Below are 24,180 nucleotides of genomic sequence, written 5' to 3'. Positions count from 1 at the left end.
TTTATTTTTCCTGATCTTTTTGGCTCTTTAGAACCGAATGGAGGGCGGAAAATTTCTTTTTGTTTTCTTCCGATAGTTCCATGAGGTTTTCATGGCTATGGAGCAGCAAATCCACGCTGGCATTCATCGTTTGGTTAATATTCTCCATATTTGCAGGGAAAGGAACCATTTCATCGGATATAGCAACCAGGGATGTAAGACCTAAACCATCCAAAAGGTCCTTCGCAGTAGGAGAGGGGCGGACAATGGTGATACGTTTCTTCATCAATTTTTGCATCCGCTTATTAAATCCTACCAAGAGCCCCATAAACGTAGAATCCATATAGTCGCAGGACGAAAGGTCTACATAAAAAGCTTCTATTGGATTTTCCTCTTCGAACCGCTTAAACACAAGTTCTCGGAGGTCAGCACAAAGTATGGCTGTTATATGTCCTTCTCCTTTAAGGTAAAGGCAGTTGTTTTCTTCTTTGTAATACAAAGCTTCAGGCACAGTATGCTCCTTCATGTATCTCTATGTTGTACTTTAAAGCATAGTGCTCTATAATGCAACTCCCATGGCAGATTCGAGCCCCATGATTGAACAGTATCGCCGTATTAAAAATGACTATCGGGAGACCGTTCTTTTTTTCAGACTAGGCGATTTTTATGAAATGTTTGCGGAGGATGCCCTGGAGGTTTCCTCCCTCCTCAATTTAACCCTTACAAGCCGCAATGGACTCCCCATGTGCGGTGTTCCCTATCATGCATCCCGGAGTTATATCAGCCGGCTTCTTAAACTGGGAAAAAAGGTTGCTATTTGCGAACAGCTTACCGAACCAGGCCGGGGCAGGGGCATTATCGAGCGTCAGGTTATGGAGGTCATTACTCCCGGCACCACGGTGGATGACGACTTTTTGGAAAAGGGGAGCGCCAATTATCTAGCAGCCCTTGGATCTTACAGGCAGCATTTTTCATTTGCGTATATTGACATATCTACCGGTGACTTCTGGACTACCGCTTTTCTTCGCGAAGACGGCGAAGAGCGGCTTCGCAGGGAAATTGAACGGCTCCAGCCTAAGGAAATCATAATCCAGGAATCCCTTCTGGAAAGCTATTCATACCTTCAGGATTCAATTCTGGATCGTTCAGGTCTTGTGGTTAACCGCTGGGCCGACTGGCTTTTCGATATGGACCAAAGCCGTTCCAGGCTTACCGCCCAGTTCGGAACTGCAAATCTTAAGCCCTTTGGCCTTGATGATACTTCGCCGGAGATCCTCGCTGCCGGTGTCCTTCTTGAATATGTGGATGATACGGCCCGCAGCGTACTGCCTCATCTTAAAACCCTGCATCGCTATGGAGATGAAGAATTTGTCGGCATTGATGAGGCGTCTCAAAAAAATCTTGAGCTTGTACGGAACCTTCGGGACGGGGATGTCCATTTTTCCCTCCTGGAAGTTATGGACCACACAAAAACCGCCATGGGGAGGCGGCTTCTTTATTGGCGTATTTTGCATCCGGTGCGGGATATTGATGTCATTAACAAGCGGCTTTCCATGGTGGAGATTCTGTACCACCGGCAGGAAAGTCTTGCAAAAATAAGAGACATTCTCGGTCGTGCATCAGACCTGGAGCGGCTTTCTTCCCGGCTTGCCATGGACAAAGCCCATGGTAAAGACATGGTAGCTCTCCGCAACAGCCTCGGTGTTTTTGATAGCCTATCCCGCATTATCGAGGACTGTCAGATCCCCAGCGAGTACGAAGACACACCGGACAGCCAGAGTCGTGAAAAACTCATGGAGCTCAAGGCCGAGCTCGACCGGGCCCTGCTCGATGAGCCCTCTATTTTACTTACCGAAGGAAATCTGATCCGGCCTGGGTACAGTAAGGAGCTTGATGAACTGCAGGCCCTGAAAAACAATGGCCGCCAGCTCCTGGAAACCTATCTGGAAGAGGAACGAAAATTAACCGGCATCAGCAGCCTCAAAATAAAATACAACCGGCTTATTGGTTACTACTTTGAGGTAACTAAATCAAACCTGTCCCTAGTGCCTCCCCATTTTATCCGCCGCCAGGGGGTGGTGGGGGGTGAGCGGTTTACCACCGACAGGCTTGCTGCCCTTGAGTCGGATATAAACGGCGCTTCAGATAAAATTATTGAATTAGAAAAAAAGCTCTTTTTAGAATTGCGCCAAAGGGCAAAACTACTGATCGGAGAGTTGGGGGCCGCAGGCCGAAGAATGGCAGAGATTGATGTATGCCAGGCCCTGGCCCGGGCTGCTACGGTTAACGGCTGGACCCGCCCGGTCGTGTCTCCTGAACAGAAACTCAAGATTATCGAAGGCCGCCATCCGGTAGTAGAGGCCCATCTTCCCCGGGGCGAGTTCATTCCCAATGATATAATACTTGATACTCAAGATATTGCCTTTGCACTGATAACAGGCCCCAATATGGCCGGTAAATCAACCTATCTCAGGCAGACTGCCCTCATCACCCTGATGGCCCAAATGGGAAGCTTTGTGCCTGCCCGGGAAGCCGAAATCGGTATTGTTGACCGCATTTTTTGCCGGGTAGGGGCCTCGGACAATGTAGCCCGGGGGGAATCCACGTTCCTTGTAGAGATGAACGAAACCGCCAACATACTTCACGCCGCCACAGGTCAGAGTCTTGTTATTATGGATGAAGTTGGCCGCGGTACCGGTACCAATGATGGCCTTTCGATAGCCTGGGCGGTTTGTGAGGAACTGCTGGACCACATACGCTGCAGGACCCTTTTTGCCACCCATTACCACGAACTTTCCCGGATTGAACATCCCCGGCTGGCAAACCGATCCATGGAAGTGCTCGAACAGGATGGAAAAATTGTATTTCTCAGGAAACTCCGTGAAGGGGCTACCGAAGAATCATACGGCCTGTTTGTAGCCCAACTCGCGGGGCTCCCATCGTCTGTTTTAGCCCGGGCAGCCCAAATCCTTGAAAATCTGCGGCGAACAGAAAACGAACTCAAGGATAGGATTACGGGCTTGCAAGAAAAAAACGCTGAGACGGCAGCCCCTGAAGCGCTGGATACTTTCCCGCAGGGGGTCATGCAGCGAATAGTAAAAGAACTTGCAAACCTGGACTTGGATCGCCTTACACCCCTGGAAGCCCTGACGAGGCTCTACGCATGGAAAGAAATGACCCAGGAAATCCGCCATAAACCAAAGAAACCTACAGCCTCTGGCCCTTCCTTATTTGAAGATTAAAACAAAGCGGCATCCCTTTTTTACGATGTACTGTGGCTATGAATACTGAAATAGCTGCTGCAAGATTGGGAGGGCTCCTCAGGGCCTGGTGCTTTGGGAGTGCCTGCGCCCTCTGCGGCACCCTGCTCACCGATATTGGCGAGTATACAATCGGACTCTGCGGGGATTGCCAAAAACAATTTGACCTGGATTTTGCCGCAGAACCTCGCTGCCCCCGCTGCGGCCGGCCGCTCATCTCAGAACAAGGGCTCTGTATGGCCTGCCGGCAGCAGGATGTGCCGCCCTATGATATTGCCCTTGACCTCTATCCCTATCGGGGCGTTCACGCCCAGCTCCTTGAGGCGTACAAATTTCAAAAAAATCGAGCGGCCGGCCGATTCCTGGCACAAAAATTACTGCAATCCGCGGAATATCTTGCCAGTCTTGGCTTTCATTTTGATGTCTGGGTGCCCGTTCCACCGCGGCCTGGAAAGCTTAAAGAAAAAGGCTGGGACCAACTTGCAACGCTTTCGAGTTTTTTGAGAGGTCATAAAAGGATCTCAATGCCGGTGCAAAGCTGCCTTAAGCGGCTTCCCTCACTGACCCAGAAAAAGCTTCATAGAATTGAACGGGAAGAAAACCTTAAGGGAAAATTCCTCTGTATCCGCAAGGTCCCAAAAAGGGTGCTTCTTTTTGATGATGTTATGACCACCGGAGCTACCCTCCGTTCCTGTTCGCAGGCCTTGAGGTCCGGCGGAGCAGAGTTCATCGGTGCAGTTGCCTTGTTCTATGACTAGTGCAAAACTTATAAATCTTGCTCATAAGTCTTATGGTTGACAAAGAATATTGGAAACGGTAGAGTACTAATGTAAGTCGACCAATTGAATAGAAAAAAAGGAGTCGTTCGAACGACTCCTTTTTTGTAGGTGGAGCTGTGAATTATAACCCGAGGAAAGAAGATCCATTATATGATGCCTTGAATCCTATTGTTTCCGGGCTTGGTATGTCTATCGTGGAGCTTTCAGTCTCGAAACAACGGGGATCAACCCAGGTTCGTCTCACGGTTACCAAAAAAGGCACGGTTGGTGTAGGCGATTGCTCTCGGGTTCATCACGCAATTGTACCCAGGCTGGAACTCGCCTTTCCCGGGGAAGAGCTTTATATCGAAGTGGCATCTCCCGGAATTGATCGGACTATAAAGGATGCCTCCGAATTCCAATTGTATATTGGTCGGGGCGTACGGTGTTATCGTACAGATATATCGGATTGGACCGCGGGTATAATTGAAAAGGCGGACGATCATCACCTGGTATTACGAGGAGCGAAGGGTACTGTGGAATTATCCTACGAAAGTATTGCAAAGGCAAAATTAGATTATTCTCAGGAGGTTGAAGACTGATGGCATCGGATATGTCCGAAGCGATCCACCAACTGGTTCAGGATCGTGGTATTTCAGAGGAGTTGGTCCTTAAAACCATCGAGAACACTCTCCTGGCAGCTTACAAACGACGGTTTGGCACTGCTGACAATGCGGTTGTTCGGTTTGATGACGATAATACAAAGGTTTCGATTTTTGCAAAGAAAAAGATAGTGGACGGCGTCTACGATCCGGTTTCTGAAATCGATTTGGAAGAAGCTCGGGAACTCGATCCGGAAGCTGAAATTGGGGATGAACTGCTTATAGAAATTGATCCCAAGGAATTTGACCGTATTGCAGTGCAAAGTGCAAAACAAACCGCCCATCAATCCATACGGGAAATTCAAAAGGATAGCCTCTATTCTGAGTTTAAAGACAAAGTAGGCGAGATTATTATCGGCTACTATCAGCGGGAACGAAATGGCACCATTTATGTGGATCTTGGCAAAGTAGAAGGTATTCTACCCCGGAAATACCAGTCCCCCCGGGAAGTTTACCGGGTTAATGATCGTATCAAAGCGCTCATTGTCGAAGTGACCAAGGGGCCCACTGGTTTGCAAGTCGTGTTGTCCCGGACCCATACCGATTTTGTCAAAGCCATTTTTGAACTCGAAGTTCCAGAGATTTATGATAAAACCGTAGAGATTCACAAAATCGTCCGCGAACCGGGCTATAGGACTAAAATTGCGGTTTATTCGAATCGAGATGATGTGGATCCTGTTGGTGCCTGTGTGGGTCTCAAAGGTGTGCGCATTCAAGCAATTATTAAGGAGCTTGAGGGCGAAAAAATCGATATTCTTAAATACGATCCGGATCCGCGGCGCTTTATCAAGAATGCCCTGTCTCCTGCGGAGGTTAAGGATGTTATCATTCTGGATGAAGCGAAACGTCAGGCCTTGGCTATCGTTGCTGACTCCCAGTTCTCTCTCGCCATTGGAAAGACTGGCCAGAATGTCCGACTTGCAAATCGGCTTGTGGACTGGAATATCGATGTAAAGACCGAGTCCCAGTATGAAGAGATGGATATTTCTTCCGAATCCCGCAGGGCTGTATCTCAGCTCTTTGGAGAAGAAGGCTCCTACGAAGAGGAATTCAGCCGAATCACTGATCTGCCCAATGTAAAGCCTGAAATTGTTGAGGCCCTCCTTGAAAATGATATTGAATATATCGAAGATTTCCTTGCCTTGACTGAAGAAGATTTGTCCAGAATTAAGGGAATCAGCGAACAAGATTTAGCGGATCTGCGAAAAATTATTGAAGAAAACGTAGAAATCATCGAAGAAGATGATGAAGAATACGGCGAAGAAATGGTTCAGGAAGAAGCCCAAGAGGCTGTTTCTGAGGAAATAGAAGAAGAGTATCAATGTCCCGAATGCGGAGCTAAAATCACCCTGGATATGACCAGTTGTCCTAACTGTGGTATTGGGCTGAGCTTCGAATACGAGGATCAAGAGTAAAGGTGGAATATGGCTGAGGAATTGGACGGAACGCAGAAACCAAAGGTAGAATTAATTAAACACCAGAAAAATCCCAAATCCCAATCTGACCAGGATCAGGAAAAGCCTCAAGCTGCTGCTACTGGAGCGGTACAGCCAGGTGCGGCTGGGGATCATGGTGAAAAGAAAAAAGTGGTTGTCGTAAAGAAGAAGCCCCAAATCGCTCCGGCTGGACAAACGGGAGCAGGTCAAGGTGGGGCGAACGATAGCGCTGCGAATGCTCCCAAAAAACCTCAGCCCAAAGTTGTAGTAGTTCCATCTGCTGTTCCCCATGCTGATCACGCTTCCAAACAGGAAGCCGAAAAGATACCAGCAGAACAGAAACCTCAGGCGGATCAAAGCCCTATGGCAAGCCATATAGCAAGTCCTACGGCAAGCCATGCGGCTAGTTCTGGGGCGAGCCCTGGGGCTAGCTCTGAAAAAGGGCCAGAAGCTGGAGAGGCTTCTAAAAAGGCAGCTGAAAAGCCCGCTGCTTCCATGCCGAATACCCAGCGGCCGGCAGTAGCCGCAGGCCGTGTCGGCGGAAAGCCCGTTGGACCACAGACCCAGGGAAACCGGGATGCTAATGTAAGTGCCAATCGCCAGGGGGCTTCACCATTCCCCCAGCGGCCTGCGTCTGCTGCCGGCCGTGTCGGCGGACGGCCTGTCGGGAATACTAACCGAGGCCCCGCAGGTGCATCCCAAGGCGGTTCTGCATCCCAGGGCTATCAGGGTAATCGGCCCCAGGTTCCCCGACCTATGGGACCGCAAAACAGGGAAGGGACTGCTGGTTCAGCAGGTGCAGGTCAAAGGCCTCCTGCTAATCGCGGTCCGCGGCCTCAGGGTTTTGCTGGACAGCCACGACCCCAGGGTGCACCAGGCCGGCCCGGTTTTGGTCCCCGTCCCGGCGGAGCAGGCCGTCCAAGCATGGCGCCGCCTCCACCACTGCCGGAGGGCAAGGGTCTTGCCAAGAAAGCCTTCAAGGCTAAAAAGCCAGTATATCAGCGAAAAGAAGAGGAGATGGAAGAAAAGCTCCTCCAGATGAAGAAAAAGACTACTCGGATGACGAATCCAGTACCCAAGTCGATCGACATCATGGAAGTTATTTCTGTCTCTGAGCTGGCTAAAAAGATGAATCTTAAAGCCTCGGACCTGATTCAAAAACTCATGTCCATGGGTATGATGGTAACGATAAATCAGCAGATAGACGCAGAAACAGCGACTATACTCGCCGCAGAGTTTGGCTGTGATGTTAATATTGTCAGTCTCTATGATGAGACTGTCATTGAAAGCCAAAAGGATGAAAACGAAGAACTTAATCCTCGTCCGCCGGTCGTTACTGTCATGGGTCACGTAGACCATGGTAAGACAAAATTACTCGATGCAATCCGCAGTGCCGATGTGGCATCCGGTGAGTTCGGCGGTATAACCCAGCACATTGGGGCCTATATGGTCGAAACACCCCATGGGGCTATTACATTCCTGGATACGCCCGGTCATGAGGCCTTTACCCGGATGCGGGCCCGGGGAGCCCAGGTTACGGATATTGTAGTTCTTGTGGTTGCCGCCGACGATGGCGTCATGCCCCAGACTATAGAAGCCTTAAACCATGCAAAAGAGGCTAAGGTTCCGATTATTGTTGCCATCAACAAGATTGATAAACCGGAAGCCAATCCCGATCGGGTTAAGACCCAGCTTTCTGAACTTGGTTTAATGCCCGAAGATTGGGGCGGGCAGACCATGTATGTGGAAATTTCTGCTCTTAAAAAACTTGGTATCGATAAACTTATCGATGCTATTCTTTTACAGGCAGAAATTCTTGAACTCAAGGCTAATTATGCTTGCCGGGCAGAAGGCAAGATCCTTGAATCCCGGATTGATCATGGCCGAGGTGTAGTTTCTACCGTCATTGTTCAGCGGGGTACGTTACGCATCGGCGATTCCTTTGTAGCCGGTATTTGGCCGGGAAAGGTTCGGGCCCTCTTTAATGACAAGGGAAACCGTATCGAAGAGGCGACACCTTCCATGCCCGTTGAAGTTCTTGGATTCGAAGGTATTCCGAATGCGGGAGATCCCCTCCAGGTTGTAGAAGATGAAAAGGTTGCCCGGGCAATATCTACAAAACGGCAGGAATTAAAGCGTTTTGAGGATGCTAAAAACCTTAAGAAAATTACCCTGGATAACCTCTATGATACCATCAGCGACGGTGAAATACAGGAACTCAAGGTTATTATTAAGGGCGATGTTCAGGGATCTGTCGAAGCCCTGAGATCCAGCCTCGAAAAACTTTCTACCAAAGAGGTGCGCCTTAACGTTATTCAGGCCCTGCCTGGTGCGATTAACGAAGGGGACGTGGACTTAGCTGCGGCTTCTAATGCTATTATCATCGGCTTTAACGTGCGGCCCACACCGCAGGCTAAGGCCCTGGCAGACCAGGAAAAGGTTGAAATCCGAAAATACAACATCATTTACAAGGCGGTGGAAGAAATACAGCAGGCCATGGAAGGTATGCTCAAACCTGACATGAAGGAAGAGGTTATCGGTACCGTCGAGGTAAGAGATACCTTTAAGGTTCCAAAGGTTGGAACTATTGCCGGCTGTTATGTGCTTACCGGTGTTGTAAAGCGGAGTGCCAGCGTCAACGTAATCCGGGAAGGCATTGTAGTTCATACTGGCAAGATTGCCTCTCTTAAACGCTTTAAAGATGATGCCCGTGAGGTTTCGGCTGGCTATGAATGTGGTATTGGCCTCGACGGTTTTGATGACATCAAAGTTGGAGACCAGTTTGAAGTATTTGAAATGGTTGAAGTCGCCCGTAAGCTAAGCAGCAACCAGCAGGATTCAAAGGATAAATAATGTCCGAATTTAGATTAGAGCGGCTTAATCATCTTATACAAGAAAAAATTGGTGCCTCTATCGTGGAAGGAAAGATTAAAGACCCACGGGTTGGTCCTTTCCTTTCCATAACGAGGGTATCCGTATCGAGAGATTTAGCCTATGCGGATGTATATGTTTCCAGCTTTGAAAGCGAGAAAAAATTACAAAAAGGTGTTGAGGGGCTCCAAAGTGCGGCTGGCTTTATACAGTCCCAGCTGAATCTATCCATGCATATCAGACAGACCCCTAAGCTGCGTTTCCACGCGGATCATAGTCTTAAAGAAGGTTTTGAGATTGTAAAAAAGATTGAGGATCTGAATGCCGAAAGTGACCAATAATTTAGATGGTTACCTTCTGTTTTATAAAAAAAGTGGTGTTACTTCGTTTGAGTCCCTCTATCAGGTGAAAAAAGCCCTCGGTACTGGCAAAGTAGGCCATACCGGCACCTTAGACAAGTTTGCCGAAGGGCTTTTGGTCTTGCTGACCGGTAAATATACTTCGCTGGTCCCCCTTTTTGATGATCTTGATAAAACCTATATTGGGACAATTCACTTCGGAGTGGAAACAGACACCCTTGATCCTGAAGGAAATGTGATAAGAACCGAGCCGGTACCGACAAGAGAGCGAATTATGGAAAGTTTGCAGTCTTTTGTTGGAATACAATCTCAATTACCGCCAGCTTATTCTGCTATTCATGTAGATGGAAAACGGGCATACGAACGGGTTCGCGCGGGCGAAGATGTTAAAATGGAACCCCGGACCATTACTATTCATTCAATAGAAGCACTGTCATTTGAAGACAACAGGTTAACAGTGGCGGTTCATTGTTCTAAGGGCACCTATATAAGATCCCTTGCAAGGGACATTGGAATAATGACCGGATCCTGTGCCTACCTTGAAAAACTTCGTCGTATTGGAGTCGGGCCATTTAGCGTCGAATCAGCCGTCATGGCTGAAGGAGGAACGGCTGGCTTTTCTGCCATAAAGGATGCTCTTAAGCCGGTAAATATGGATTTATTTCATACAATGGGGTACCCAGCCCTGCAATTGGATGATTTTGATGTGGCGTATATTTTGCATGGGAAGCCCCTCAATCCTCTGCTTAAGGGTTATCAATTACCAAAAGGAACCCGTCTTTTGGGTTTGTTTGATAAAAACAATACCCTGCGGGCCTTAGTAGAAAAGGGTAAATACAGCTGGTCTTACAAACATGTGTATCTGGTTGTTTAACAAACATGTGTATCCGCATTGACTTTTCGTGAAAATTCAGTAAACTAGACGGGAAAGAATCTGTCGGTTTTCTGTTAATTACGGAAATCTGCACTATCTGGCAATACTGATGCTATTTCGCTGCAGTTTTTTTACAAACTGCACCGTTTCACGGTTGTGTGTCCTCGTCGAGGCAGCAACGCTGAAAGGGCGAAACATTTAGTAACACAAGGAACTTTTTCTTTAACCCCGGAAAGGTTGCCTGTATTATTACATGGGTCTTCGGATGCTTGGATAGTGTCGCCTTAAAACCGGTAAACCGTGTAGGAAAAGACAGTATCCCTGTATAAGGAGAATGGTATATGGCATTGACAAAACAGGATACCGTATCGATTATCAACAAGTTTGGTAAATCAGAAAAAGATACGGGAGCCACTGAAGTTCAGATTGCTCTTTTGACCGAACGGATCAATCAGCTGACTGAGCACTGTAAAAAATTCAAAAAAGATAAATCAGGTCAGCGGGGCCTGTTGGTCCTGGTAGGACAGCGCCGACGCATGCTCAAATATATGCAGCGCACCAACCTGGAAGGATACCGTTCCTTAATCAAGGAATTGGGAATCCGCAAATAACGCTGCAAAAAGCCCGGTTTTGTCGGCATGGCGTGGTGCTCTCCCGACGCCGGGCTTTTTTAATAGGACTTTGAAGGGCCATCAGCACTTCAAATGTTCCCGAACCCATAGGGTATAAAAATAAGTATTTCTGCTTATTTTTATACCCTATATATGTAAGTCAGGATGTGTATGGTACAAAGAGTTACAATGCAGATTGGCGGAGAGGAGTTAATCCTTGAAACCGGAAGAATGGCAAAACAGGCGAATGGCGCGGTTTTTGCACAATATGCGGGGGCTGCGGTTATTGCCACGGTCTGCGCATCCAGCAGCGGCGAGGAAGACCTCGATTATGTTCCCCTTACCGTAGATTACAACGAAAAATACTATGCGGCGGGTAAAATCCCCGGCGGTTTTATTAAGAGGGAAGGCCGACCGAAGGATAAGGAGATTCTCGTCTCCCGGCTTATTGACCGGCCCATGCGGCCCCTTTTTGACAAGCGGTTCGGCCGGGACATTCAGGTTGTACCCACCACCGTTTCAGCGGATCAGGTGAACCCCCCTGATATTTTGGCAATTCTAGCCTCCTCAGCGGCGGTCCATGTGTCGGACATTCCCTTTAACGGCCCTATTGCGGGTGTACGGGTTTGTGCGATTGGGGATGAGCTCATTGTCAATCCTACCTATGACCAGATTGATAAAGCTGACTTGGAAATTGTTGTAGCCGGAACCCGCGATGGCATTACCATGGTAGAAGGCGGCGGACGAGAAGTCTCCGAAGATTTAATGATTGCCGCCCTCGAAAAGGCTCATCAGGTAATTATTCAATTCTGCGACCTGCAGGAAAAACTGCGGGAGTTGGCTGGCAAAGAAAAACTGCCCCTTTTAGAATCCCAGACTGTTCTTCAGAATAAGGATACGATCCGCGCAGCGGCATATCCCAAAATGCAGGAAGCCTGTTTTGTAAAGGGAAAGCATGAACGTTCTGCGGCTATCAAGGCTGTAAAGGAAGAACTTGCTTCCCAATATGCTGAACAGCTTACCGATGAAAAACAGTTGAAGCAATTCAACGCCCTTTTTGAGGAAATGGAATACGAAATTCTTCGCAGTTCCATCCTTGAACGGGGTATTCGGGTTGACGGCCGGGGCACCGAGGATATTCGGCCCATAACTTGCGAAATCGGAGTTCTGCCCCGCACCCATGGTTCTGCCCTCTTTACCAGAGGCGAAACACAGGCCCTGGCGGTTACAACCTTGGGAACCGTGTTTGACGAACAAATATTTGACGATATCGATGGGGATAAACGGGAACGCTTTATCCTCCATTACAATTTCCCTCCCTTCTCTGTAGGTGAAGTCGGCCGGCTCGGTACGGGACGCCGTGAAATCGGACATGGCAATCTGGCACGACGCTCTCTTGAGGCTATGGTCCCCTTAAAAGAGGAATTCCCTTATACGATCCGAGTTGTTTCTGAAATACTCGAATCCAACGGATCCTCTTCTATGGCTACCGTGTGCGGCGGAACCCTTTCCATGCTTCATGCGGGGGTTCCCATGAAAAAACCAGTGGCTGGTATAGCCATGGGCCTCATCACCGATGGAAGCCGTTATGCGGTTCTCTCCGATATTCTTGGCGAGGAGGACCATCTGGGAGACATGGACTTTAAGGTTGCCGGCACAGAAGACGGCATTACCGGATTCCAGATGGATATTAAGATTGCGGGAGTTAGTCCCGAAATCATGCGAAAGGCTCTAGACCAGGCTAAACGGGGTCGTCTCCATATTCTTTCTATAATGAACCAGACCCTTAATAAGCCAACGGAACAGATCAGCGAATTTGCACCAAAAATCGTTTCATTGAAAATCGATACAGACAAAATCGGTGCGCTGATTGGTCCGGGCGGTAAGACTATTAAAGCCCTCTGCGAACAGTACGGGGTAACCATCAATACTGAAAATGATGGAACGGTTACTATTTACGGAAAGAACGCTAAAAATGCAGAAGATGCCCGTGCCGCAGTGATTGGTATTGTAGAGGATCCCGAAGTAGGCCGCATCTATGATGGTGTGGTGAAACGGATCATGGAATTTGGCGCTTTCGTAGAAATACTGCCCGGAAAAGAAGGTCTCTGTCATATTTCAAAACTTTCTCGTCAGCGAATAGCCAACGTCACTGATGTGGTGAAAGAGGGACAGCATATCCCTGTTAAATTATTGGAAATTGACAAAATGGGCCGGCTCAACCTTTCCTATATCGACGCGATTGAATCCTCCGACAGCGACAAGCAGGGGCGGAGAGGGTAATTGATTTTTGATGCAAGCCTCGACGGGGGTCTTAGGATCCTCGTCGAATCAACGGCCGCAGCGGATGTTGCGGCCGTTGGTGTCTGGTACGACCGCGGTTCCCGAGATGAGGATGAAGACCTGTCCGGTGCAACCCATATTATTGAGCACATGCTTTTTAAGGGAACCGATGAGCTTACGGCTTCCCAAATTGCCCGACGTTTTGATTCTATGGGCGGCCTTGTCAATGCATTTACCGAACGGGAAACCATGGGTCTCCATGCGACAATTCCAGTCAGTGGTTTTGCAGAAACGGCCCGTATTCTTACCGATCTTGTAACATCCGCACGTTTTGATCCCGATGAATTTAGCCGGGAACTGGTGGTCATCGAGAATGAAATTGCTTCTACACTCGATGATGTAGAAGAACTTGCGGCTGACGCATTTGCTCTCCGATATTGGGGAACTCATCCACTCGCTCGCCCTATTGGGGGTACCCTGGAGGATATAAAAACAAAAACACGGGATCAGGTTTATACATTTTATACTGAACAGTTCATGGGTAAGCCTGATCTTATAACCGTTGCGGGCGGTATAGATCCTGACCAGGTGCTTAAAGCTTTTGAGCCTTTAATAGATGCAAAGAAAAAGAGTAAAAGCACTATTCACCCCCATACCCCTGCTTCTTGCGAAGCACCGCTATTACCTAGTAAAAATGGTCTTACATACAAAACCCTGTCCTCCCAGTATGTTCAGGTCTTCTATGCCTTCCCCGGGCCTCGGCATATTGATGAAAAAACTTACTACGCCTTAGAAATAGCAAATGCAGCTATTGGGGACGCCATGGGATCCCGTTTATTCCAAAAGCTCCGTGAAGAATTAGGCATCTGTTATACCATCTATAGCAGCCCGAATCTTTTTAGAGATTGTTCACTCTTTTCTATTTTTGGAACCTGTTCGGTAAACCATGCAGAAAAGCTGCTTGTAGGAATTCATGAAGAAATGCAAAAACTAGCCGCCAAGGGTTTTTCAGAAGAAGAAATCCATAATGCCAAGTCACATCTGGCAGGTATGATTACCATTGCGGCCCAGGATGTAGAATTCCGGATGAGACGCTTGGCAAGACAAGCCCTATATAAGAGCACCATTATAGACTGCAGAGAATCAATAAAAAAAATACATGATATCAGTGTATCTGATGTGCAAGAAAGTATCGGTCTTTTTATACAGAATGAACCGATTCTTTTTGGCGCGGGACCTAAAAAAGCGGAAAAACGGTTTTCCCGCCAGCTTGAGCAGATCATACAATCGCGTTAAGATAATTCTATGACCCGAAACGACCGCGGTTTTTCTCTTACCTTGTTTTGCTACATATTCTCAGAAGCTGCTTTTTCCTTTTTTGTAGCCTTTCTCTTTTTCTTTTTTATTTTTTTTATCAATCAGTTGCTCCTCATGGCAGAGGAAATACTTTCTAAACGGGTCCCTTTTAACCAGGTCATGTTACTGTTGCTGTATTCATTGCCGGCTATCGTTGCCATGGCTGCTCCCTTTGCATCTCTCGTTGGAATTCTAATGGCCGTGGGGCGCCTTTCTTCAGATAATGAGGTACTGGTGCTACTGTCATCCGGTTTTTCATACAAAATGATATATTTGCCAATTATTGTGTTGGGAATACTAATTTCATTGGTGTCTTTTGTAGCCAATGACATATTGCTCCCTATGGGAACACTTGAATTCGGTAAATTATATCGAAAGATTCTGATTGCCAGTCCTGCCCTTGAGCTTGAATCCAACACGGTCAAGCGGTATAAGGATACTATGATAATAACCGGCCAGGCTTCCGGTAAGGCTATAGATAATGTCATTATTGTAGATAGAACGGGGGACGGAGAACGAAGAATCATAAGCGCTAAACATACGGAGCTTTTGTCTGATAAGGATCAAACGGTGCTGTCTATCAATTTGTACGACGCTTTTATGCAAACCTTTAAGGATAGCAACCGTCTGGATTATGACTATGCCCGTTCAAAGGTGCTGCAATATTCAATTTCCCAGTCCAATATAAGTCAGGTGTTTGGAACCCTGGGCCCACGGGAAATGAGTTCAGCCGATGTCTGGAAGGAAATACGAAAAAAACAAAATGCGGTGGATATGAGGGTTGATGCAAAAAGACAAGCCCTGTTTGAACAGGCATTAAAGTTGGAAAGTACGCTGCGAATGTATTCTGGCTATCCGTTTGATCAAAATAGGGTTACCCAGCAGCTTTCCGGTCTTGGTAATGAGGTAAAAAGCTTACGGGATATGGCGGAAGACCGGAATCTCAAAATGTATAAGCTGGAATTTTATAAAAAGTTTTCAATTCCTTTTGGAGCTCTGTCATTTGTATTTCTTGCGATTCCCCTGGGGCTCTTTGCGCGGAAAAGCGGTCAAACCGTCGGATTCGGTTTTGGTTTGTTCATTGCGGTATTGTATTGGGCCCTTCTCATTGGTGGCCAAACGATAGGCAGCCGCTTGGGGTATTCTCCCTTTTGGGCCATGTGGCTCCCAAACATTATGGCAATAACTATTGGCGGCTTGTTGGGCCTGGAGCGTATACGACGATGATTCTCCATCGATACATTATGCGGCAAGTTATACCACTTTTTTTTGCGGCTCTTTTTTTCTTTGTGCTGCTTCTGTCTCTCATCGACCTTTTTGCCAATCTCTGGAAGTATCTGTCTTATGAAACCTCAATCGCCTCGATAGGAATGGTTGTGCTTTTATATATTCCAAAATGTATTTCTTATGCGCTGCCGATTTCCCTTTTGTTTTCTATAGCCTACGCATTCGGAGACCTATATTCAAAAAACGAATTAGTTATCATTTTTACTTCCGGAATACCCCTTTGGAATGCAGCTATTCCGGTTTTAATCTTGGGAGTCTTTCTCTCCATTGCATCTTTCTTTTTTGAGGACTCCATTGTTTTGCCTACCCTAAAAGCAAAAAAAGCCCTTTCTCGAATCTTACTTCACCAGCAGGCCAGTGCAAGCAATTCGGATGTGGTGTTTAAAACCGACGAAGGTCGCCTTTTGTATATTGTTGACTTTTATAATGATGATGAAAAGAGCCTGAATGGACTTACTATTATTGAACGAAATGCGGAAGGTGAGCTCCTGCGTCTTATCCGATCCAGAAAAGCTGTGTGGAATGGTAGTGAATGGGGCCTTGAAAATCCGCTTATGTACCATTGGGATGGAGACATTTTTACCGCCTCTGTATTGCCAGAAGAGATGCATTTTATAGAAAAACCAGAAACGTTCCGCCGTAGTTCTCTTGACATAGAAGAACTACCTGCTTCTCAAGCTCGCCTGTATATTTTGGATTTAGAGCGGGCAGGGCTGCCATTTTCTGCGGCCCTTACCGATTTGTATAAACGGTACGCCTTTGCGGTTACTCCTTTAGTAGTTATTCTACTCTCCCTATCTCTAGGTGGATATTTTAAGAAAAATGTACTTTTAATGAGTCTTCTTTCTAGTCTTATCTCTGCGGTCATTTATTATGTTGCCCAAATGATAGCCACCATGCTTGCAAAGCTTTCCTATATTCCTCCTATGGCTGGCGCCTGGGCCCCGGTTTTTATTTTCTTGTTAGCGGGAATAATCATGATACGGTTTGCACGAACCTAATAATAAGGATTTATAGATGGATAATTCGATTTTTACCTTGTTGCATCAAGATTCATCAAGCAAAGCTCGGACTGGCATAATGCAGCTTCCCCATGGTTCTGTAGAAACACCTGTATTTATGCCTGTAGGAACCAATGGGACGGTAAAAGCGATTACTGTTAATGACCTCCATGAAATTGGTTTTCAGATCATTTTATCCAATACCTATCATCTTTATCTGAGACCTGGAACTGATGTTATTGGTGCTGCTGGTGGTCTACACCATTTTATGAACTGGGATAAAAACATACTCACCGATTCGGGTGGATTCCAAGTTTTTTCACTTGCTCCGTTTAGGAAAATCACCGAGGCAGGCGCGAAATTCCGCTCCCATATTGATGGCTCCTATCATCTTTTAAGTCCCGAACGGGTTGTAGAAATTCAAAGCATCCTTGGCAGTGATATACAAATGCAGCTTGATGTTTGTACCAGCTGGGGAACCGAATATAAAGAAGCCGAAAAGGCCCTTAAAATTACCGATAATTGGCTTAAGCGGGCAAAAATGACCTGGACTTCAATAATCAATGAAGGTGTGTACCAAGGGAAATTATTCGCTATTGTACAGGGTAATTTTTACAAAGACCTAAGGGAGCGTAGCGCTGAATCGGTTATTGCCGCCAATACGCCTGGTATTGCCATCGGCGGACTTTCTGTAGGAGAGCCCTTTGATGTATTTGCCGAATACCTCGCTTTTACGACAGCGCTTCTGCCCCAGAATAAGCCCCGCTATGTCATGGGAATCGGGACCCCTGAGTTTATCCTTGAGGCCATAGGCGAGGGGATTGATATGTTTGATTGTGTATTTCCCACACGAACAGCCCGCAATGGTCTTCTGTTTACCAAAAACGGTCCTATTACAATTAAAAAAGAAAAATATGAGTATGATTTTAACCCCATAGATCCGGAATGTACTTGTAAAGTGTGCCGCAACTATAGTCGTTCCTATATGAGGCATTTATATCGAACAGGTGAGATACTTTCATCAATTTTGGCCTCTTATCATAATTTGTATTTTCTCCATGATTTGGTTAAAAAGGCCCGGCAGGCAATTAATGAGGATAGGTACGATCAATTTAAAAAAGAATTTTTATCCTCCTACCTGCAGGGAAAAGAAGGCGGATCAAAATGATGCAGAAAATAGGTGTATTTTTATTATTATGGCTATTCACCGCATTCTTTCTTTATTCAGAAACGGGAGAAAAAACGCTGGAAGAAAAACAGCGGGATATCATACGTTATGGGACAGAAACGGAAATTGCAAATCTTATTGCAACTCTTAAAAACGAAAAAGCAACATATCTCAACGATGAACTAGCTCAAATAGCGAAGGATACAAAAAATGTAAAAATTATAACCGGAGTCTTGGCTTTTTTTACTGAACAAAACAGGACCGGCCTAGAATCCAAAGCCATTGAATTAATTCAAAATAGGTATGATGAACAAAAAGAAGCAGTACGGAGTGCCATAGAGTATGTCGGTGCAGTAAAAGCAAAGGATTCAATTAAATATTTGCAGGATATATTAAATACGGATGATAAAAGTTTTCTTAATTCAGCGATCAGAGCTTTAGGTAAAATAATTGGTTCCCTTCCTGCGGATGAAAAGAAAGACATCGCCGATTATTTAATTAATTTTTATAAAACTAAAGAACCAGTCGATGATGATAAAAATGCGATAATTTTTGCATTGGGAGAAAGCGGTCTCGACGACACTATCGATTTTATTGCTGATATTGCCACAAATCCCGACGAACGGCCCTTCCGTAAAATGACAGCCATGGAAGCCCTAGGACAAATTAAGGACCAAAAGGGGCTCAATGCAATATTTAAGGGGATACAAGATACGGACCCGAATGTGAGAGCCAGCGCTATTGCCGCTTTGGGGCCCTTCACGGGAGAAAAGGTAGATGAGGCAATTATTAGCGCCTTCCGCGATTCTTTCTATAAAACCCGGCTTGCGGCAGCTAAGGCCGCTGGAGAGCGAAAATTGGCTGCTGCGGTGCCGTACTTACGATTTCGTGCCGCTAATGATGAGGTTGTTGCGGTAAAAGAAGCTTCGGTTAGAGCTCTCGGGCAGATTGGAAATACCGAGGCGGTTGCAGCTCTGCTAGACCTGTTTCGCCAAAAAAACATTCAGGATCAAATAAAAATTGTAACTGCTGAAATGCTGCTTACCCATGATGCAGAAAAATACGGTCAAGAAATAATAAAAAGCTATCAGGACGCAAAACAGCAGAAACAAAAAGTCCTCCAGGCTGGTCTTGCTAAAGTTTTATCAGAAGCTAAAGCTCACAATCTAAAAAATCTAGCCCGAGATTTACTTGCATCCACCGATATTGTGGAGCTATCTTATGGTCTCCAGTTGGCAAAAAACAATAATTTTACTGATCTCGCCGACATGATAAAACCGCTGCGGGATGAAAAAAAATACGGTTCCCTCGCTCGACGAGCGAAGGAAACCTTGGAGACTTTTGGTATTCGAGATTAGTTAGTAGTAGACTGATTCTGGCTGGTTCCGGATACTTCGATGGATCTCAAGAAATTGTTAAGGGTATCTAAGGGGTTCTGGTACTTCTCAAACCGTATATAAAGGTCATACCCCTTAGCAGACCTGAGATGAATGGTCTTTCCGACACAATTGTAAATCGGTTCGGCCCCGGTGTCAGGGAAGAATTCGCTCTTTCTGGGAATTAAGGTCAATTCTTCTCCGTCGAAATGGACATCCGCGATGCGATGCGGTATGGGAACCAAGAAAATCAAGAAGTCTGAATTGTGGCCCCCTAAGGTAAGCCTATGCCCCGCCTTCATGAGATGTACGTTGCGCTTACCAATAGCCGTATTTTGGTCTTGAACGAAAAGGGATAGCATAATTCGGCCATTGGCTCTCCGTACGGAAATGGAAGGCTCAATAGCAAGCGACGGTTTTGTGATTGCCGTTGAGCCCGTATCTTCCTGTAAAACCGACAAGGCTCCAGAGAAAGAAGGTATTTTGACTGGGGTTTTGTTTTTCTTTTTATTCTCAGGCTGCGTGACTTCTAAGCCGCCTTGAGCTGAAGATGCCAAATTTTGCTGGACTGCGGGAGCCGCAGGTCCAGTCTGGAGGGGAAGGGCAGGTCCCTTGTTTTTCTCCTCTGCTTTTTTGCGGGCAAACTCGGCCATAAGGTCCACCATACTGGTATCTTTTGGGAGAAATGGCTGGGCCTGTTGCTCTTTTTCCTTGGAAGGAACGGGCCTGGTAACCTTGTTTGATTCTTCCCTTGTTGTTTGTATTGCTTCAGCCATTGCATAGCTGGGATTTTTCTGCAGCCTTCTTAATACAATAATAATAAGGACGGCAAAGGCTGCGGCAAGCAGGATGCCTGCTATGAGAAGCACAATCGGAAGAAGACTCAATAGCAAGCTCGACATGGTATCGCTTACCACATCGGCTCTGACTGGAGCACTCGGAGGATTGATACGGATAGAGCCGGAAAACTGGGGTTCGATTCTGAGCGTTGTTGCGCCGTTTTGATATGTTTCAGGAAGCCCAATGTACAAGTCCAGAACTGAGTCAGAACGGGGAGGTATTTCCTTAAAAGATTTCTTTCTCATCCGGTCAGTCCCTTCGACTAAAACCGCCTGAGTCTCTAAATATACCGGATTTGGTGATGGATTTTTCACCTTAAGCGGCAATGTAAAATTGCGGTGTACCTTGCCGACTGAAATAGGAAACTCTACAGAAATAGCACCAATGCTTGTGCTGATAATTTCAGAGCCCTGTTCGGGATGTAATTCCGTTACAGGAATATTTAATTCCTGAGCTACCACGGAAGATACATCTTGAGCCCCCGTTTCCTGTTTTGTAGAGCCCGTCGATTCACCTGCTTTTGTTTCACTTGGCGTAGCGCCTTGTTGACCTGCGGCGTTTGTATTGGCCGTACTGCTGCTGCTCGGAGCGGTAGTACCCGCAGCGGGTTGAGCCGCGAGAGCGGTGCCGCTTGCTGTTTTCCCGGACGGAGCTGCACGGACCGTGGCGGCTCTAAAACTTAAATCCTGTGGAACATGTATATAATGAAAGGTCCAACCGTTGCCTTTCAGTTTTGCCACCGCTTCCCGAATTGCCGTATCGAGGGTTTCACCGGTCCCGAGCTTATTCGGACTTGTTGGCGAGGGATTGTGATCACCATCGGTAATAAAAATAACCGTTTTTGCTCTATTTTCCGGCAATTCTGTAAGGTATCGAGAGGTATATTGCAGGGCCGCAATTATATCGGAATATTTATCCAAAGGATATAACAATAGAAGTCGGCCCATAATGGTTTCTATGTCGCCAATGTTTTCTATTTTGCGGGATATTTCTATTTTTGCGGAAGAAGAAAAGGATATGAGATGAAAACTGTCCCCATATCTTAGAAAATCCTTGAGCAGGGGTCCAATCACAAAATCTGAAACCTGCTGACTATGTGCATACATACTCGAAGATGTATCCAGCACAACCACAAGATCTATAGATTTCTGTTCGTATGAAAAAGAGAAGCCACTCAGGAGGGTCAACAATAAGGAAATCAAAACGTGTTTTCTCATAGCCCGCTTCCTACTTTTTATTTTATTACCGATTTAGGAAATCTTACAAATTTCCTAAATCGGCTCGGTATTACACCTGCACGGTAAAAGGTCTACTTTATTTCTGCAGCTTCTATAGACTTAACCGTATAGGTGATTTTTGTGTCGTTAATAGAGAAATCAAATTGCTCCCCTACCTTACGATTAAGGATACTGCCGCCGAAGGGAGATAAATAGGAAATAATATTGTTATCCGGATCAGATTCCCATGGACCCAGAATTGTATAGGTTTCATCAATTCCCTTTGCATTGTTATGCAGAACCACCACAGTACCGAAGGAAACCCTATTGGTATTTACTGTCGAAGGATCAAAAATTTGGGCCCGTTCAATTTCATCCTTAAGCTTTGCCACCGTGGCATTAAGGATTTCTTGCTTTTCTTTGGCTGCCTTGTATTCTGCGTTTTCCCGAAGGTCCCCAAGAGAAAGGGCAAACCCAATTTCTTTTGAGTTGGCCGGTACTTCCACTTCCATAATATGCTGCAGCTGGCGCTGTTTTTCCTGGTATTTGCTGGAAGTAACAATGAGACCACGGGTAATAACTGTTTTTTCTTCAGAGCCGAAGAATTTAAAGTTCGGGTGCTTATCGAGAATCCGGTTACGCAGTTTCATTTTAAGGGCCGGATCTAAATCCTTTACATCATCAATCAGAGTATAGATACGGGTAATAGTGTCCGTATCGACCCGGTCAATAAACTCGTCCAGTACCCCGTCCTTGAACAGCATGGTATGGACCTGTTTGTTTACCTTTCTGTTCTCGGTTGTTTCCCGATGGTTTTCAATTTCCCGGTAGGTTATGTCAAGAATGTGGATAAGAGTGATGAGTTGTTTTTCAAAGGTAATGCCTGTTTTTTCAAACCAATCTTCTTTTCCCACATTTTTGAAAAGCCACACTGCTGCTTCCCTATTGTTGATGTCCCGGTATTTTTCGAACACATTCTGCACCATTACGATAAGCTTCTGTTCATAGCCTTCTTTTTTTAAGGTATTAATTATCGACGCTGAAAGTGCATAGGGGAACAGCTGGATATAAATATCAGGCCAATTGGGGACAAACAGCTTGATATGGTGGAGGAATTCTTCCTTGAGTTTTGTGTCCTTAAGGGCATTGAATAATCCCGGCAGGTCTTCGATTTCATCGAAGAGTTCTACGAAATTAAACTGCAAGCCCGTATTCAGATAGGGGAACTTCCCAACCAGGTCTTTTACAAAGAGATAGGATGCAATGACTTGTTCGTTTACCTGGGTATAAGATTTAAGATAACCGGCAAAATAATTGAACATTTCGGAGAAATATTCCGAGTCAGGTTCAGTATCCCCAATATTAAGGAAATCCCGGAGTGTCTGCAGACGATCAAAGAAATTCCGTTCAGCCTTAAACTGGTTGAACAGCTTTTCTTCCACGCTGATAGGCCGCTCACGGACGACAAATTCATCAATTTTATCCGGATTTACTCCAAAGTTCGGATCCGATTTCAGAATATCCCGGGCCTTGGTACTCCAGGTAGTCCATTCGCCGGTGGAGAGTATTCCGGGTACCAGTTCTGCCTTAATACGCTTCATATCGCAGGAGTTGTCAAAGCTGCGAATGATTGTTTTGAGGGCCCAGGCCGGATCATCCTTAATTTTTTCATGCAATTTTTCTTTTTTCTGTGTAGCCTTGAGAACCCAGATGTGATCCTTCGCCAAGGTTTGCAGGGCGCTGACCGCCATTTTTAATGACATGGTGTGGCCCCGCTTTTTGGCAAAATCGATGGTTATTTCGTCGCCTACGACCTTTGCGATGCGGCCCACACCCCAGGTCCGGTGGAATACAAAATTGCCCGTATCAAATGCAATATGCTTTTCAAAATCCGCAATCGCTTCGTGAACATTTCTCCAGCTTTGGGCAAGGTTAGAAAGCTTTATGTATTCTTCGAGCTGGCTGTGTTTTGCATACTTTTCACGGACACATTCAACAAGTTCTTTACGGGCCAGGGAATCCCGCTCATCATAGGTAAGTATGATTTTAAGAATTTCAATGGCCGTATCGATTTTTTTCTGTTTTCTATAGGACTGATACAATTCCTGTAATAAGAGGGCTGCTTTATCTTCGCTGATATTTTTAGCTACTTTTTTCTGTACATGAAGGAAGAAATCAAGATCCTCGGGGCAGAGCTCCAATAGTTTAGCCCAAATTTCCCTAACATTAATAAAGAGTTTTTTATTTACATACCGATGCAGAGCTTTTTTATAGTAGTCGATGGTTTCTTCCGTCTTGCCCTGCTTTTCAAAATACTCTGCCAGTTCCTTTGCGATATCCGCTTCTTCATAATCGACCTTAACGAGCCGCTCCCAGACACCGTATACCGCTTCTTGGTTGTCTTCATTTTGGTAGCATTCTGCCAGCATTCTTAATGCATATTTGGACTCGCCGTAATCCAAAATGCGTTCGCAGAGGTATTTTACAATAGGCCACTTGTGGTTATCTACAAAGATGGTGATGAGCGATACCAGGGCTGCATCGTCAATCAGCTGGCGGGATAGGGCAATCATCCCCGAGAGATACAGGGCAATAATACTGTTTTTGGTATGGCTCAGATGCTCATCGCAGAGCTTTTTTAAGTCATCATAAGCCCGTTTTTCCTTGGCTTCTTTGAGAATCTGGTCCAGTTCTTTGAACTGAGTCGTTGAGTAGTTGCTTAAAGTGGCACGGGTCCACTTTTCTTCGTTTAATAATTCCTGCACATTCTTGAGGAGGGCTTCTGACATTCTCTAACTCCTATCCCCGGAGGGAAATCTATCTTAATCGCCTGTCTATATCA

Annotated in this window: 17 protein-coding genes; 14 read left to right on the top strand and 3 right to left on the bottom strand. The window is 46.0% G+C overall.

Features of this window, described 5'->3' with window-relative positions:
- Nucleotide 1: 1 nt before the first annotated feature.
- Nucleotides 2-490 carry an STAS domain-containing protein gene (locus Q7P68_RS03380; RefSeq protein ID WP_304222799.1) on the bottom strand — a complete coding sequence of 163 codons (489 nt, stop codon included), beginning with the start codon at nucleotides 488-490 and terminating at the stop codon, nucleotides 2-4.
- A gap of 64 nt (nucleotides 491-554) precedes the next feature.
- Here Q7P68_RS03380 and mutS point away from each other — a divergent pair, with 64 nt between their 5' ends.
- The 14 genes from mutS (at nucleotide 555) to Q7P68_RS03310 (ending at nucleotide 19,263) form a co-directional block, all read left to right on the top strand.
- On the top strand, nucleotides 555-3,221 hold the full coding sequence (mutS, locus tag Q7P68_RS03375; RefSeq protein WP_304222796.1) for a DNA mismatch repair protein MutS: 2,667 nt from the start codon (nucleotides 555-557) through the stop codon (nucleotides 3,219-3,221).
- Between the two features lie 38 nt (nucleotides 3,222-3,259).
- Nucleotides 3,260-3,997: a ComF family protein gene (locus Q7P68_RS03370; protein ID WP_304222793.1), complete on the top strand. Its 738-nt coding sequence runs from the start codon at nucleotides 3,260-3,262 to the stop codon at nucleotides 3,995-3,997.
- A 137-nt stretch (nucleotides 3,998-4,134) separates the two neighbouring features.
- A complete protein-coding gene (locus Q7P68_RS03365) occupies nucleotides 4,135-4,599 on the top strand; it encodes an LSm family protein (protein ID WP_304222790.1) in 465 nt (154 codons plus the stop codon).
- On the top strand, nucleotides 4,599-6,074 hold the full coding sequence (gene nusA, locus Q7P68_RS03360; protein WP_304222788.1) for a transcription termination factor NusA: 1,476 nt from the start codon (nucleotides 4,599-4,601) through the stop codon (nucleotides 6,072-6,074). Before Q7P68_RS03365 ends, nusA begins: the two co-directional genes overlap by 1 nt.
- A 9-nt stretch (nucleotides 6,075-6,083) precedes the next feature.
- On the top strand, nucleotides 6,084-8,948 hold the full coding sequence (gene infB / locus Q7P68_RS03355) for a translation initiation factor IF-2 (RefSeq protein ID WP_304222786.1): 2,865 nt from the start codon (nucleotides 6,084-6,086) through the stop codon (nucleotides 8,946-8,948).
- Complete coding sequence (gene rbfA / locus Q7P68_RS03350; protein WP_304222783.1) at nucleotides 8,948-9,307, top strand: 30S ribosome-binding factor RbfA; 360 nt, start codon at nucleotides 8,948-8,950, stop codon at nucleotides 9,305-9,307. Before infB ends, rbfA begins: the two co-directional genes overlap by 1 nt.
- Nucleotides 9,288-10,199 carry a tRNA pseudouridine(55) synthase TruB gene (gene truB, locus Q7P68_RS03345; protein WP_304222780.1) on the top strand — a complete coding sequence of 304 codons (912 nt, stop codon included), beginning with the start codon at nucleotides 9,288-9,290 and terminating at the stop codon, nucleotides 10,197-10,199. Before rbfA ends, truB begins: the two co-directional genes overlap by 20 nt.
- Before the next feature lie 341 nt (nucleotides 10,200-10,540).
- Nucleotides 10,541-10,810, top strand: a complete 270-nt coding sequence (gene rpsO / locus Q7P68_RS03340; protein WP_304222777.1) for a 30S ribosomal protein S15 — start codon at nucleotides 10,541-10,543, stop codon at nucleotides 10,808-10,810.
- Nucleotides 10,811-10,981: 171 nt separating this feature from the next.
- Nucleotides 10,982-13,093 (top strand): polyribonucleotide nucleotidyltransferase, encoded by a 2,112-nt coding sequence (gene pnp, locus Q7P68_RS03335; protein WP_304222775.1) that lies wholly within the window; start codon nucleotides 10,982-10,984, stop codon nucleotides 13,091-13,093.
- On the top strand, nucleotides 13,094-14,389 hold the full coding sequence (locus tag Q7P68_RS03330; protein ID WP_304222772.1) for a M16 family metallopeptidase: 1,296 nt from the start codon (nucleotides 13,094-13,096) through the stop codon (nucleotides 14,387-14,389).
- A 9-nt stretch (nucleotides 14,390-14,398) separates the two neighbouring features.
- Nucleotides 14,399-15,676 (top strand): LptF/LptG family permease, encoded by a 1,278-nt coding sequence (locus Q7P68_RS03325; RefSeq protein WP_304222768.1) that lies wholly within the window; start codon nucleotides 14,399-14,401, stop codon nucleotides 15,674-15,676.
- Between the two features lie 17 nt (nucleotides 15,677-15,693).
- Entirely contained in the window at nucleotides 15,694-16,737 is a 1,044-nt protein-coding gene (locus tag Q7P68_RS03320) for an LptF/LptG family permease (protein ID WP_304222766.1), read from the top strand.
- 16 nt (nucleotides 16,738-16,753) lie between these two features.
- Nucleotides 16,754-17,905, top strand: a complete 1,152-nt coding sequence (gene tgt, locus Q7P68_RS03315; RefSeq protein ID WP_304222764.1) for a tRNA guanosine(34) transglycosylase Tgt — start codon at nucleotides 16,754-16,756, stop codon at nucleotides 17,903-17,905.
- Nucleotides 17,902-19,263 (top strand): HEAT repeat domain-containing protein, encoded by a 1,362-nt coding sequence (locus tag Q7P68_RS03310; RefSeq protein ID WP_304222762.1) that lies wholly within the window; start codon nucleotides 17,902-17,904, stop codon nucleotides 19,261-19,263. Before tgt ends, Q7P68_RS03310 begins: the two co-directional genes overlap by 4 nt.
- On the opposite strand, the gene Q7P68_RS03305 is transcribed toward Q7P68_RS03310, so the two are convergent.
- Together Q7P68_RS03305 and greA are read right to left on the bottom strand one after the other, a co-directional pair.
- A complete protein-coding gene (locus Q7P68_RS03305) occupies nucleotides 19,260-21,338 on the bottom strand; it encodes a VWA domain-containing protein (RefSeq protein WP_304222759.1) in 2,079 nt (692 codons plus the stop codon). The two genes, Q7P68_RS03310 and Q7P68_RS03305, sit on opposite strands and share 4 nt — an antisense overlap.
- A 92-nt stretch (nucleotides 21,339-21,430) precedes the next feature.
- Nucleotides 21,431-24,127: a transcription elongation factor GreA gene (gene greA, locus Q7P68_RS03300; protein ID WP_304222758.1), complete on the bottom strand. Its 2,697-nt coding sequence runs from the start codon at nucleotides 24,125-24,127 to the stop codon at nucleotides 21,431-21,433.
- Nucleotides 24,128-24,180 lie beyond the last annotated feature (53 nt).

Source organism: Gracilinema caldarium, from assembly GCF_029265695.1.
GTDB classification, from domain to species: Bacteria; Spirochaetota; Spirochaetia; order Treponematales; family Breznakiellaceae; genus Gracilinema; species Gracilinema caldarium_A.
This window is presented reverse-complemented; position numbering and strand designations above follow the sequence as displayed.